Here is a 14,056-nt window from a genome sequence, read left to right on the forward strand (position 1 = left end):
AAGCCTCGCTCCTACAGGGGCGATCGCATTACAGCCTACAGGTCTCAACCACCCAGCACATTGCGGATCTTACTCAACAGCGCTTCAGGGCCATAAGGTTTGCTCAGCAGATAAGTGTCGGGGCTGAGTTGGTGATTGCGCGAAATAATGTCCCGGGTGTGGCCGGAGGTAAACAGCACCGCCACCGGTGGATTCTGTACCTTGGCCCAGGCGGCCAGGTCCGCGCTTTTGATCAGACCGGGCATAACCACATCGGTGAAGATCAGATCCACTGCCACGCCATCGAGCAACATCTGCATGGCCAGGTCACCGTTGGCCGCGGTCAGAACCTGATAGCCCTCTTCACGCAACAAATCCACCGCCGAGCCACGCACCGCTTCGTTGTCCTCGACCACCAGAATGGTTTCGTGCCCGCCACGGTGCTGCGGATCATGGCGCGTTGTTTCACCGGGCAACGGGCGCAAGCTGCGCGGGAAATACAGCTGCACCCGAGTGCCCTGCCCGACGACGCTGGAAATCTCGATATGCCCGTCGCTCTGTTTGACAAAACCGAACACCATACTCAAACCCAGGCCGGTGCCCTGGCCGTCGGCCTTGGTGGTGAAAAACGGTTCAAAGGCCTGTGCGAGCACTTGAGGCGGCATACCGACACCCGTGTCAGCCACCGCGACGCAAACATAGTCGCCGGCGACGATGCCCTTGCCTGCGCAAAACTTGCGGTCGAGGGCAATGTTCTCGGCACTCAGGGCAATGGTCCCCTCGCCGTTCATGGCGTCTCGGGCGTTGATCGCGAGGTTGAGAATGGCGTTTTCCAGTTGATTGCGGTCCACGTAGAGATGCCATGGATCGTCAGGCGCCGTCACCTTGATCTGAATAGTTTCCCCCAGCGCCCGCTGCAACAATTCTCCCAGGCCTTCGAAGATCTGCCGTGGATCGCAGACCGCCGGCGACAAAGGCTGACGACGGGCGAATGCGAGCAATTGCGACGACAATTTGGCACCGCGCTCGACCGCGGCAATCGACGCGCTGACCCGGCGTTGCACATTGGCGTTGTCCGGCTCGTGACGCGCCAGCAAATGCAGGTTGCCGGCGATCACCTGCAACAGATTGTTGAAGTCATGGGCCACACCACCGGTGAGACCGCCGATGGCTTCGAGTTTCTGTGACTGGCGCAACTGCTCTTCAGCCGCCAGCCGCGCCTCGACTTCGTCGGCGACTCGCTGCTCCAGGTTGCGGGTGAATTTGAGCAAAGATTCTTCGGCGCTCTTGCGTTCATGGATGTCAATCAACACCCCGGGAAAGCGGAACGCCTCGCCTTGCTCATCGAACTCGCAACACCCGCTGGCCAGCACCCACAGGTAACTGCCATCGGGGCGCAGGACCCGGTATTCGGCGTTATAGGGTATGCCGGTTTCCACCGACTGATTGATCCGTTCCTGAACCCAACTGCGGTCGTCGGGATGGATCTGCATTTCGGCGATGAGCGGTGACAGGTTGGCCAGGTCCTGGTCGGGCGGATAGGAAAACGTGCGGGCGAAGCGTTCGTCGGCAGACAGCACATCAGCCTTGATATCCCAGACGAATGAGCCGAGCAAAGCCCCGGCATTAAGAGCCAGGCGAACTCTTTCGTTGTCGGCGCGATAAGCGCTTTCGGCTTCCTGGCGGCGGCGCTCGGAAATCACATGGTCAGTGGTGTCGACCACCATTGCCATGACCCCGGCGGGGTGCCCGTCATCATCGGCGACGGGGCTGTAGTAAAGATCCATCCAGACGTCTTCGGGTACGCCATCACGCAACAGCACCAAAGCTTTGTTGTGATAGGACAAGGTGCCACCCGCAAGGCAGGTGTCCACCACATGCCGATTGAATTCGGCGACCTCTGGCCAGCCCAACTCCACCGGGGAACCTAGCAGGTAAGGATGGCGCCCACCGGCAAATCTCGAGTAGGCATCGTTATAGATCATGTAACCGGGCCGGCCCCACAGCATCACCATCGGCAGGGGTGAGGCGAGCAATAATTGCACCGTGCTGCACAGGCTCCCGGGCCAGGTATCGATGCTCCCGAGCTCGGTCAGGCTCCAGTCGAACGCGCGAATGCGTCCGGCCATTTCGCCGCTCCAGCCGGTACATCCGTGGCTATTGTCTAGAAACTGCATCGACTGGCCTATGTCTTGTGAATGACATGTTTTCAGGCAGTGCAACGGCGTGAGGAGACGGTGCGTGCCCGTTTGTTTCGAGCACCGCCGACGCCAATGGTTTCATAGAGGTATAGCTGAATGTCGCCGGTTCAGCGGAAATCCCGGCTGCGCACATGGATACCGTCGAGCAGTGAACTCAGGTCGCTCAAGCGCCCGGCAATCAAATGCCGCACCTCCCCTTCCTTTTCCCAGCGCCCATCGACCTTGAGCAATTGCGAGCCGACCAGTATCTGCCGTTGCCGTTCGGCCAGGTCGCGCCAGACCACCACGTTGACGTTGCCGAACTCGTCTTCAAGTGTCACGAAGGTCACGCCGCTGGCGGTGCCCGGGCATTGCCGACCGGTCACCAACCCGGCGACGCTGACCGGTCGGCCGTGCTCGACATCCATAAGTTCTTTCGAACTGCGGCAACGCCGGGCTTTCAATTCACCCCGCAGCAATGCCAGCGGATGCGGGCCGAGGGTGGTGCCGACACTGTTGTAATCGGCTTGCAGGTCCTCGCCCACGGTGGGTTTGGGCAGAGACACCGCCGGCTCTTCCTGGCTCGGCAAACCGGCAAACAAGCCGAGCTGCTTCTGCACACCCGCCACTTCCCAGCGCGCCCGATGCCGGTCACCGGCCAGCCCGCGCAATGCACCGGCATCGGCCAGTTGCTCCTGGGCACGGGCATCGAGTCGCGCCCGTTCGCCAAGGCCGGCGATGTCGGCAAACGCCCCTTTCGACCGTGCAACTTCAATGCGCCTGGCATCGTCCTCGCGAAAGCCTTTGATCATCCGCAACCCCATGCGAATGGCCGGCTGCGCGCCGATGATCGGTTCCAGGCTGCAATCCCAGTCACTGGCCCGCACGTCCACCGGACGAATCTGCAAATGATGTCGGCGGGCGTCCTGAAGAATCTGGTCCGGGCTGTAGAAACCCATGGGCCAGCTGTTGATCAGCGCACAGGCGAAGGCCGCCGGCTCGTGGCATTTCAACCAGCAACTGGCATAGGTCAGCAAGGCGAAACTGGCGGCGTGGGATTCGGGAAAGCCGTAATTGCCAAAGCCTTTGATCTGCTCGAAGATCTGCGCGGCGAACTCCGCCGTGTAGCCGTTTTTCTTCATTCCGTCGGCCAGACGTTCCTTGTGCGGTTCCAGTCCGCCGTGGCGTTTCCAGGCGGCCATGGAGCGGCGCAATTGATCGGCCTCGCCGGGGCTGTAGTCGGCGGCGACAATCGCGATCTGCATCACCTGTTCCTGGAACAGTGGCACGCCCAACGTACGCTCCAGCACCGCTTCGAGTTCTTTCGACGGGTAGATCACCTCTTCTTCGCCCTTACGCCGCCGCAGATAGGGATGCACCATCCCACCCTGAATCGGCCCCGGACGAACGATTGCCACCTCAATCACCAGGTCATAGAAGGTCGTGGGCTTGAGCCTTGGCAGCATCGACATCTGAGCCCGGGATTCAATCTGGAACACCCCGATGGTATCGGCACGTCCGATCATCTCGTAGGTTTGCGGATCTTCGGCCGGCACCGTTGCCAGACTCAGGTCCCGGCCACGGTGCCGACGCAGCAGATCGAAACAACGGCGAATCGCGCTGAGCATGCCCAGCGCCAGAATATCGACCTTGAGCAGCCCGACCGCATCCAGATCGTCCTTGTCCCACTGGATGATGGTGCGCTCGGCCATGGCGGCGTTTTCCACCGGCACCAGGCTGTCCAGGGGTTGCTCGGAAATCACGAAACCGCCAGGGTGCTGGGACAGGTGCCGAGGGAAACCGATCAACTGCCCCGTCAGGCTCAGCACCCGGCGCAACACCGGGCTGTCGGGATCGAAACCACCTTCACGCAGGCGCTCGACGGGAGGCGCCTGATCACTCCAGTGACCGCAGCAGTCGGCCAGGGCGTTGACCTGATCGGGCGGCAAACCCAGTGCCTTGGCCACGTCGCGGACTGCGCCGGCACCATGGTAAGTGCTGACCACCGCCGTCAGCGCCGCGCGGGTCCGACCATAACGCTGAAACACGTATTGCAGGACTTCTTCACGCCGCTCATGCTCGAAATCCACATCGATGTCTGGCGGCTCATTGCGCTCTTTGGAGAGAAAACGTTCGAACAGCAACGTGCTCCGCTCCGGGTCGATCTCCGTGATCCCCAGTACGTAGCACACCGCCGAGTTGGCCGCAGAACCGCGCCCCTGACACAGAATGTGTTGCTTGCGGGCGAAATTGACAATGTCGTGAACGGTCAGGAAATAGCTTTCGTACCCCAGCTCGGCGATCAGTTGCAGTTCTTTGTCGATCTGCGCCAACACCTCGGCTTTAGGGCCTTTTTCCCAGCGCCACCGAACACCCTTTTCGGCCAACTCCCGCAGCCAGGACGCGGCCGTGCGCCCCTCAGGCACCAGCTCCCGGGGATATTGATAGCGCAACTGACCGAGGTTGAACGTGCAGCGCCGGGCGATGTTCAGCGTTTCGTCGAGCAGTGCCTGCGGATAAAGATCGCGCAAGGCGTCGAGGCTGCGCAAATGCCGTTCGCCATTGGGGTGCAGGCGCAATCCGGCCTCGGCCACCGGCAAGTGATGACGAATCGCAGTCATGGTGTCCTGCAAGGCACGTCGGCCGCGGGCGTGCATGTGCACATCGCCGCTGGCCACCGCCGGGATCCGCAATTCCCGCGCCAGGGTCAGCAGCGCCGCCAGTCGCCGGGTGTCGTCCTGCCCGCGATGTAACTGAACGCTCAGCCACAGGCGCTCGGCGAAGGTCTGCTTCAGCCAGTGACCCTGCTCAACGTCATCGACGGCGTCCGGCACCCACAACACCAACAGCCCCGGCAACGGCTCGCCGAAATCCTCCCGCAGCACCTGATACTGGCCTTTCTGCGTACGGCGTCTGGCGCGGGTAATCAGGCGGCACAGGGTTTGGTAACCCTCCAGGCTTTCCACCAGCAGCACCAGTTTCGGGCCGTCTTCGATGCGTATTTCACTGCCGATGATCAGCGGCAATTCCACGGCCTTGGCCGCCTGCCAGGCGCGGACGATGCCCGCCAGGGTGCATTCGTCGGTGATCGCCAACGCTCGATAGCCCTGCTTTTTCGCCCGTTGAAAAAGCTCGAGCGCACTGGAAGCACCGCGCTGGAAACTGAAGTTCGACAGGCAGTGCAGCTCGGCATAATCGACACTCATGCGAACCAGCCTTGCAGCCACAACGGACCGCCTTCGCCCACCGCCCGATAGGCCCAGCCCTGCTGACCGGAACGGGTTTCGATCAGGTAATAATCGCGGCGCACGTCGTCGCCGTCCCACCAGCCCGACTCGATGCGTTCCGGCCCCATGAGGATGCGCGTCGAACCTTCGTGTACGGCCTGCGGCTCCGTCAGCAACCAGCCCGGACGTTGCACGGCAGGCAATACTTCACAGGTCTGGCTGTCGACACTGGCCTGCCACGCGCATTCCGGCCGGTGATCGGCCTGGAACCGCAAGCCTTGCACCGCGTCATCCCCCAGCCGTGCGCGCAAGCGTTCGCGCAGTTGCTCCCAAGGCAAGGATTGCTGCGGACGATCATCGAACAGTTCCTGGTACTGGGGCACAAAGGTCGGCAAGTCTTCGGCGCGCAGACGAAAACCGCGCACCGGCGCCTCGACCTGAACCTGCTCCAGCCTCCCCCGGGCCAGTTCGAACACCATCGCCGGATCGCGCTCGGCGCTGAGCAGGCCGACCTTGATCAGCGTGTCTGGCAACCCGGCGTGCTCCAGATGCAGGTCAAAACGCTGCACACCGCTATCCCGCCCGCAGAGGAACGCCGCCAGATCGCCGGTCAGCCTGCGCAATGGAAACAGCAATGCCTGATGGGATTGCACATCGAAGTTGAGTTCGATGCGCACATCGAAACGGTCCGGCGGCAGGTAAAACGCCAGCGCCAAATGTCGTAAACCGAACAGGGTGTCCAGATGCTTGAGCACCTGGGCTTCGAAACGCCGGGCCAGGCTATGTCGTGGCAGCGCCTGCACCTGACTCAAGGTGCGCAGCCCCATGCGCGACAGTGCCGTGGCAACGCTTGGCTCCAGGGCGATCCGGTCAACGGGCAACTGCCCGAGATGGTGCTGCAAAGCGTCATTGTCCGGCACCACCAGACCGTCATAAACGTTGGCCAATACCCGCGCCGCCACCGGGTTGGGCGCGGCGACAATCCGGTGACGAAACCCCAGTTCGCCAAGTTCCGCCCGCAACCGCGCCTCGAACTGCGGCCAGGGCCCGAACAAGCCCAGGCTGGATTCGATTTCAAACACCACGGCGCGCGGGTAATGCACGCTGACCTGAGAGCTGAACCGATAGGCCCAGGCAGCCAGGAACTGCTGCCAGTGCTCGATCTCGGCGGCATCGTATTCGGCGGTGAAAAACCCTTTGCTCAGGGCCTGAGCGGCGGTCATCGACTGACCGGGACGCAAGCCCAGCGCCCGCGCCGAACCGTTGACCGCTTGCAGCACCCGACGCTGGGCCGGACCGGTCAGCAGCGCCAGCGGCTCATCGGGGTCGGGGCGCTGACGCAGTACCGCGTCCAGTGCCAATTGCGGGAAGAGAATGCAAACCCAGCGCATGGCAACCTCAATGCCCGACGGCAAAGGCAATCGGCGCCGAACGGGCCAGCCCGCCCCGGCACTTGAGCACTCGCAATTGCGCAGGTTTGGCGTCGATGGCGATGCGCAGGGCCGCTGGCGACGGGTTGATGGCTTCACTGATCGAGCGATAGACGAACGCCAGGGTCTGACCGGTTTCCGCCGCCACCTGCAAACGTCGCAATGCCCGATCGTCGGCTTTGTGCGGCCAGCACAATACCGCCCCGCAACTGCCCGAACGCAGGCATTGTTCCGCCGCCCACAGCGCATCGCGCTCACTGGCCTGGATGATCGACAGTTGCCGCAAATCGACCCCGGCGTTCTGCCAGGCCTGGGGATACGGCACGTAAGGCGGTGCCACCAGCACGATGCGTTCACCTGCCGCCGACAGCCGCGCCAGCGCCGGCCACACCAGTTGCAACTCACCCACGCCCTGCCCGGCCAACAGGATTTCAGTCAGCGCCGCTTCCGGCCAACCACCCGTGGGCAATGCCGCGTCCAGCGCCGCATGCCCGGTGGGTTGCGGGCTGACGGCCGGTGGCGCAGGCCGGCCCTTCCAGACCTGGCCGCCATTGAACAGCGTATCCAACGCAACGACGGCGCCCATTACCCTTGCCTCACCAGACCGCAGAACACGCCTTCGATGGCCAGATCCTGATCGGCTCGAACAATGATCGGTTTGTAAGCCGGATTGCGTGGTAACAGCCGAACAGAATCGCCGACCCGCTCGAAACGCTTGATGGTGACTTCGCCGTCGAGCCGCGCCACGACGATCTGGCCGTTGACCGCTTCGGGATTGCGCCGCACGCCCACCAGATCGCCGTCGAGAATGCCGTCCTCGATCATCGAATCGCCCTGCACCCGCAGCATGTAATCCGGTAGCCGCGAGAAGATCGACGGATCGAGCAGCAAACGGCTGTGGACCTCGGCATCGGCATCGATCGGCGCACCGGCCGCCACTCGACCGAGTACCGGAACGTCCAGCAGCTCGGGCCGCGGCGGTTGATTCAGCAGCCGGATACCTCGCGCCTGATGCGCATTGACCTCGATAAAACCGGCCTCGGTCAGCGCCAGCACATGCTTGCGCGCCACGCTGCGGGAGGCGAAGCCAAAGGCCTCGCTGATTTCAGCGAGGCTCGGGGGCTGACCGTGCTCGGCGATTCGATCGCGGATAAAGGTCAGGATGGCGGTACGGCGGGGAGTTAAAGTCGTCATGGAGTACATTTGTACTCTTTTGAGCTTTTCCTGACAAGGACCTGTAGGAGCTGTGTAGGAGCTGTCGAGTGAAACGAGGCTGCGATCTTTTGATCTTGCTCTTTAAAAACAACATCAAAAGATCGCAGCCTCGTTTCACTCGTCAGCTCCTACAGGCTTCAGGTGAGTCCTGAGAGGTAGGGCCACGGGTAGATGCCGCGTTCGTGACTGCGAGTGGCGCGCAGGCGGACTTGCCAGTAATCGTCGCTCAAGGCTTCAACCAAGGCAGAACCGGCATCGGCGTGTCCGACTTTACTCGAGGTTTAGCCGACACGCAGTGCGCGCAGGTCAAGGCGATCGTCCTTGAGCGGTGGGCACCAGTAGTAGCCGCCGGTGATCGGTCGGCTGATGCGATACAGGCCGTCGGTAATGCCGTCTTCCAGACCACTCATGCGCCGCAACTGGGATTCGAACGCATCGAGGGAAAAACCGAAGGCCAGGAACATCAGGCCGGCACGATCGCCTTCGATCCACGGCATCGAGCGACGGACCACGAAGGCTTCAGGTGTGAAGCTTTCCTGGGCGGTGCGCTTGACGTGAGCGGAGATCGGCGCGTCATCGAGTTCTTCGTTGTCGCTCAAGCGACGACCCATGATGTTGTCTTTCTCATGGGGCGGCATTGCGTGAAAGCCTTTCAAATCATGCTGCCACTGCTGGATCGCGGCGAAGCTGCCACCGACCAGACCGTCCGCGCCGTCGCTCAACAATGCAGCGGCGACAGCAGCTTCATCGTGAGGGTTTTCGGTGCCGTCTTCGTAACCGGTCAAGTCGTGCCCGGTCATGTGGCGGAAGGTTTCGTTCATCTGCACCAGACGCAGGGCCGGTGCCAGCGCGGCTTCGAGCGCACGGCTGCGATTGAGCAGTTCGCCACGGTCAACCCCGTGCAGCCAGCACCAGAGCGCGTGTTGGGTCGAGGGGTTGTCGACACCGACACCGACCAGCGCAGGAAAAGCGCGCAGCCCATCGATCTGTGCGTGCAGCGCCTTGACCAGGGATTCACCAAAACCGACTACAGCCGACTTGCCGTCCACCAGGCGCATCAGGTTATCCAGCGCAGCCGGCAGTGCCTCAACGGATTCAAGGGCGAAGAACATATGACGAGCTTGAGGCGGAACAGGGGTGGCGAGAATGCCCGGCTGGTAATAACTCATATGAACTCCTTTGAGAAAGAGCGTGAAGTTTAACCGGGGGATCGTTACTTGTGTGTTTTCAGGGCAAAAGATCGACCTGTAGCAGCTGCCGACAGATTCGCGATCCATAACGCCGAGCAAAAAAAATCATAAGATGAGCCATGACAAGCGAGTCCGAGGTCTGCTAAAACGATTCATCAGTGCATCACCCAATCCAGACGGGGTAGCGATATGACCACAGCACAAATCCTTGGCAACCTGTTTCCCACCGCCGACAACGTCCCGGAAAAGTACCGCCTCAACGGCCCGATCGAACAGCGCGAGTATCTGGTCGATGGCGAACTGAAAACCTGGTCCGGGCCCCTCGCTCAAGTCCGCAGCCCGGTGTACCTGAGCGGTGCGAATGGTGATGAACAGGTGATCCTCGGCAGCACGCCGCTGCTCGATGCGGACACCGCATTGACCGCGCTCGACGCCGCCGTCCGCGCCTACGACCGCGGCCAGGGCCTGTGGCCGACCATGCGCGTGGCCGAGCGTATCCAGCACGTCGAAACCTTCCTGGCTCGCATGCGCGAACAGCGCGAGGCGGTGGTCAAGTTGCTGATGTGGGAGATCGGTAAAAACCTCAAGGACTCGGAAAAAGAGTTCGACCGCACCTGCGACTACATCGTCGACACCATCAATGCCCTCAAGGAACTCGACCGCCGCTCCAGCCGCTTCGAACTGGAGCAGGACACTCTCGGCCAGATCCGCCGCGTGCCGTTGGGCGTGGCGTTGTGCATGGGGCCTTATAATTACCCGCTGAACGAAACCTTCACCACGCTGATTCCGGCGCTGATCATGGGCAACACCGTGGTATTCAAACCGGCCAAGCTTGGGGTGCTGTTGATTCGCCCGTTGCTGGAAGCCTTTCGCGACAGCTTCCCGGCCGGTGTCATCAACGTTATCTACGGCAGCGGCCGCGAGACGGTCAGCGCACTGATGGCCAGCGGCAAGATCGATATCTTTGCATTCATCGGCACCAACAAGGCCGCCAGCGACCTGAAAAAACTCCACCCAAGGCCTCACCGCTTGCGCGCGGCGCTGGGCCTGGATGCGAAGAACCCCGGTATCGTTCTGCCGGAGGTCGATCTGGACAATGCGGTCAGCGAAGCCGTCACCGGCTCGCTGTCGTTCAACGGTCAACGCTGCACCGCGCTGAAAATCCTCTTCGTCCATGAAGACGTGGTCGAAGCGTTCATCGAGAAGTTCAACGCCAAACTCGCCAGCCTCAAACCCGGCATGCCGTGGGACAGTGGCGTGGCCCTGACGCCATTGCCGGAATCAGGCAAGGTCGATTATCTGCACACCCTGGTGGCGGACGCGGTCAGCAAAGGCGCAGCCGTGGTCAACCCCAATGGCGGTGAGTCCCGCGCATCGTTCTTCTACCCGGCCGTGTTGTACCCGGTGACACCGCAGATGCGCGTCTACCAGGAAGAACAGTTCGGGCCGGTCGTGCCGATCGTGCCTTACCGTCATCTGGACACCGTGATCGATTACGTCCTGGAATCCGACTTCGGCCAGCAACTGAGCATCTTCGGCACCAACCCGGTGGCAGTCGGCAGGCTGGTGGACACGTTCGCCAACCAGGTCGGCCGGATCAACCTCAACGCCCAGTGCCAGCGCGGTCCGGACACCTATCCGTTCAACGGTCGCAAGAACTCCGCCGAGGGCACGCTGTCGGTGCACGATGCGCTGCGGGTATTTTCGATTCGGACTCTGGTGGCGACCAAGTTCCAGGAAAGCAGCAAAGAGCTTCTCAGCGAGATCATCAGCGGACGCAACTCGAGCTTCCTGACCACTGACTACATTTTCTGAGGCCTGTTTACTGCGCCGCCACCCGCCGAAGCTTCAGGCTCCAACCCTGTTGCATCCCGGCGGCGGCCAACAGAATCGCGGCGACACCGATCCATTGCAGCGGCTCCAGGCGATGGCCGAAGGCGAACCAGTCAACGAAAATCGCCGCAATCGGGTAGATGAACGACAACGCGCCGGTCAGCGCTGTCGGCAGTTTTTGAATCGCGCCGTAAAGCAGCACATACATCAAACCGGTATGCACGATGCCCAGGGTCACCAGACTGGCCCAGGCATCGGGCGTTTGCGGTATCGCCGAGAAGTGCGCAAAGGGCGCGAGCAATAGCACGCCGGTGCACACCTGGATCAATGCGATCAGATGCGGAGGTGTGCCGGTCAGGCGTTTGATGATCAACGCGGCAATCGCGTACAGAAAGGCAGCCCCTAGCGCCAGACCAATCCCCATCAGGTAATCGTTGCCACCCTCGCCCTGCTCACCATGTGCGCTGACAATCGCCAGCATTCCTAGAAACGAAATGCCCAGCCAGAACAACTTCTGCAGGGTGATCTTCTCCCCCAGGAACAACGCGGCTAGCCCCACCAGCATGAATGGTTGAACGTTATAAACCGCCGTGCCAATGGCAATCGAGGCGCGGGAATAGGACGCGAATAACAGCACCCAGTTGCCGACAATCGCCACCCCGCTCAGTACGGCCAGCAAAAAAGTGGTGGACGTCAAAATGCCAGGACGCAGAAAGCCGAACGCCGCGCAGATCAGCAATAAGGTGGCGGCACCGAACACGCAGCGCCAGAACACCACGTCCAGTACCGGTTGCCCTGACACCAGCACGAACCAGCCAATGGTCCCGGAAATCAGCATGGCGGCGGTCATTTCGAATGAGCCGCGACGTAATGTTTTGTCCATCATCCACCTCCTGTATTTGAGCCCAAAGTATGCCAACCACCCGAGGGCCTACTCCAGCGCAAAAAGCAGGCTAAACTCGGCTTCTGCCTTTTTTATCAAGGCTAATTCAGCCGATTGCCTAACAGGGGATTCGCCATGACCGACGACATCGACCAAGTGCTGATTAGCGCGTTGATGGAAGACTCACGCCGCTCGCTCAAGGCCCTGGCACAGATCAGCGGCCTGTCCTCGCCCAGTGTCGCCGAGCGCCTGCGCCGCCTCGAAGAACGTGGCGTGCTCAAAGGCTACACCGTCGAGATCGACCCCAAATGCTTCGGTTACCAACTCCAGGCCATCGTCCGTATTCGCCCATTGCCGGGCCAGTTACAGGAAGTGGAGCGACAGATTCAGGCCATCCCCGAATTCACCGAGTGCGACAAAGTCACCGGCGACGACTGCTTCATCGCCCGCCTGCATGTGCGCTCGATGGAACAACTGGACACCCTCCTCGATCGCCTCAACAGCCACGCCGAAACCAACACCGCCATCGTCAAGAAGACCCCGGTCAAGCGCCGGCTGCCACCGATGGCTTGAGTGCTGTTTTGTTCGCAAAGGGGTAGATTGGGGTTTTTCCGGCGAAGGATTGACGGTATGAAAACTCAAGTCATGTTACTGGCGGTAATGATACTCACTGGTTGCGGCACGTTTCAGACCGTGGTGCGCAGTGACGAGGCAGCGGCGAAGAGTCTCAAGGAACAGAAAACCTACTGCGGTGCGGTTCCACGGATCTATAGCGGCGTGACGTATGACTTTTGCAGTCTGCATGCGCCTCCAGGCCCGGGCATCGATGAGTACAAATACAACAACGGCACGCCCTTTGTACTGATCGACGTAGTGATTTCCGGCGTTCTCGACACCATGCTGCTGCCCTACACCATTTATCGGCAACAGGCTGATGGCAGCATCATTGTGGCCGAATAAGGAGCAGGTGAATGTTGTCTCACGTTTTTATCGGCATCACCGATTTCGATCGTGCATTAGCGTTCTACCGACCTATCATGTCCCGATTACTTCGGCGCCTATATGCGCGACCCGGACGGCAACAAACTCTGCGTGTGTTGCCACGAGCCTGATTGAAACCAACGCTGAGCCAAATCACAGACAATAAAAAACCCGCCGAAGCGGGTTTTTTACTCAAGGCTGACGATCAATCATCGCGGCTCATGATGCCGAACAGTTGCAGCAAGCTGACGAACAGGTTGTAGATCGATACATACAGGCTGATGGTCGCCATGATGTAGTTGCGCTCGCCGCCGTGAATGATGGCGCTGGTCTGGAACAGAATGCACACCGAGGAGAACAGCACGAAACCTGCGCTGATCGCCAGCTGCAGACCGCTGATCTGGAAGAACAAGCTCGCCAGAGTCGCGCCCAACAGCACAAAGAAACCGGCGGTGATGAAACCACCGAGGAAACTCATGTCCTTACGGGTGATCAGCACATAAGCCGACAGGCCGCCAAACACCAGCGCGGTCATCGCGAAGGCCGAGCTGACGACTTCTGCGCCGCCCTGCATACCCAGGTAACGGTTGAGAATCGGGCCGAGCAGGAAACCCATGAAACCGGTCAGCGCGAACGCAGAAACCAGGCCCCATGCCGAATCACGGAGTTTGTTGGTGAGAAAGAAAAGGCCGTAGAAGCCGATCAGCACGACGAAGATATTCGGGTAGCCGACACGCATCTGCTGCGCAACAAACGCCATCACGCCGCTGAATGCGAGGGTGAGGGCGAGTAAGCCGTAAGTGTTGCGCAGGACGCGGCTAACCTCTAGCTGCTCAGCCTGCACGCTGTTATTAACTGCGTAATCCTGTTCGCGCATGGCGACACTCCTGTTGGGTTTGAAACGTTCAGTCGCAAAGATCATAACAGACGCTCTGTAACAAGCCATGCAGAGAGTTTGACAGTGTGTTTCATTCAGGTATTATGGCGCCCGCAACGCAAACGGAGGTGTGGCCGAGTGGTTTAAGGCAACGGTCTTGAAAACCGTCGACTGTAACAGGTCCATGAGTTCGAATCCCATCGCCTCCGCCATCTTTATACGACAAAGCCCTGATTATTCAGGGCTTTGTCGTTTCTGGGG

General features: G+C 60.7%; 11 protein-coding genes, 1 tRNA gene and 1 pseudogene. 4 read left to right on the forward strand and 9 right to left on the reverse strand.

The features are described from left to right. Positions 1 to 44: 44 nt before the first annotated feature. From KW837_RS12220 to KW837_RS12245, 7 genes and pseudogenes are all read right to left on the reverse strand, one after another. A complete protein-coding gene (locus KW837_RS12220; RefSeq protein WP_218395983.1) occupies positions 45 to 2,156 on the reverse strand; it encodes a PAS domain-containing sensor histidine kinase in 2,112 nt (703 codons plus the stop codon). 131 nt (positions 2,157 to 2,287) lie between these two features. Continuing rightward, entirely contained in the window at positions 2,288 to 5,386 is a 3,099-nt protein-coding gene (locus KW837_RS12225; RefSeq protein ID WP_218395985.1) for an error-prone DNA polymerase, read from the reverse strand. Next, positions 5,362 to 6,777, reverse strand: coding sequence for a DNA polymerase Y family protein (locus KW837_RS12230; protein WP_218395987.1), 1,416 nt, complete (start codon positions 6,775 to 6,777; stop codon positions 5,362 to 5,364). Before KW837_RS12230 ends, KW837_RS12225 begins: the two co-directional genes overlap by 25 nt. Before the next feature lie 7 nt (positions 6,778 to 6,784). Then, positions 6,785 to 7,402, reverse strand: a complete 618-nt coding sequence (imuA, locus tag KW837_RS12235) for a translesion DNA synthesis-associated protein ImuA (RefSeq protein ID WP_218395989.1) — start codon at positions 7,400 to 7,402, stop codon at positions 6,785 to 6,787. Next, positions 7,402 to 8,019 (reverse strand): transcriptional repressor LexA, encoded by a 618-nt coding sequence (lexA, locus tag KW837_RS12240; RefSeq protein ID WP_218395991.1) that lies wholly within the window; start codon positions 8,017 to 8,019, stop codon positions 7,402 to 7,404. Before lexA ends, imuA begins: the two co-directional genes overlap by 1 nt. A gap of 197 nt (positions 8,020 to 8,216) precedes the next feature. Then, positions 8,217 to 8,312: pseudogene (locus tag KW837_RS29050) on the reverse strand (HEAT repeat domain-containing protein); the annotation flags it as partial. Continuing rightward, positions 8,313 to 9,200 (reverse strand): Dyp-type peroxidase, encoded by an 888-nt coding sequence (locus KW837_RS12245; protein WP_218395993.1) that lies wholly within the window; start codon positions 9,198 to 9,200, stop codon positions 8,313 to 8,315. A gap of 210 nt (positions 9,201 to 9,410) precedes the next feature. Between KW837_RS12245 and KW837_RS12250 the strand changes: the two genes are divergently transcribed. Next, positions 9,411 to 11,036, forward strand: a complete 1,626-nt coding sequence (locus KW837_RS12250; protein ID WP_218395995.1) for an NADP-dependent glyceraldehyde-3-phosphate dehydrogenase — start codon at positions 9,411 to 9,413, stop codon at positions 11,034 to 11,036. 7 nt (positions 11,037 to 11,043) lie between these two features. Here KW837_RS12250 and KW837_RS12255 read toward each other — a convergent pair whose 3' ends face one another. Further along, positions 11,044 to 11,937 carry a DMT family transporter gene (locus KW837_RS12255; protein ID WP_192343720.1) on the reverse strand — a complete coding sequence of 298 codons (894 nt, stop codon included), beginning with the start codon at positions 11,935 to 11,937 and terminating at the stop codon, positions 11,044 to 11,046. Between the two features lie 135 nt (positions 11,938 to 12,072). Here KW837_RS12255 and KW837_RS12260 point away from each other — a divergent pair, with 135 nt between their 5' ends. After that, complete coding sequence (locus KW837_RS12260) at positions 12,073 to 12,510, forward strand: Lrp/AsnC family transcriptional regulator (RefSeq protein WP_008006559.1); 438 nt, start codon at positions 12,073 to 12,075, stop codon at positions 12,508 to 12,510. Positions 12,511 to 12,567: 57 nt separating this feature from the next. Further along, complete coding sequence (locus KW837_RS12265; protein WP_218395997.1) at positions 12,568 to 12,897, forward strand: YceK/YidQ family lipoprotein; 330 nt, start codon at positions 12,568 to 12,570, stop codon at positions 12,895 to 12,897. A 226-nt stretch (positions 12,898 to 13,123) separates the two neighbouring features. On the opposite strand, the gene KW837_RS12270 is transcribed toward KW837_RS12265, so the two are convergent. Then, positions 13,124 to 13,795 carry a Bax inhibitor-1/YccA family protein gene (locus tag KW837_RS12270; RefSeq protein ID WP_007898177.1) on the reverse strand — a complete coding sequence of 224 codons (672 nt, stop codon included), beginning with the start codon at positions 13,793 to 13,795 and terminating at the stop codon, positions 13,124 to 13,126. 124 nt (positions 13,796 to 13,919) lie between these two features. Here KW837_RS12270 and KW837_RS12275 point away from each other — a divergent pair. Continuing rightward, positions 13,920 to 14,007: transfer RNA gene (locus KW837_RS12275), tRNA-Ser, on the forward strand. Positions 14,008 to 14,056: the final 49 nt, after the last annotated feature.

Origin of the sequence: Pseudomonas sp. PDM24 (genome assembly GCF_019218905.1) — a bacterium.
Lineage (GTDB): Bacteria > Pseudomonadota > Gammaproteobacteria > Pseudomonadales > Pseudomonadaceae > Aquipseudomonas.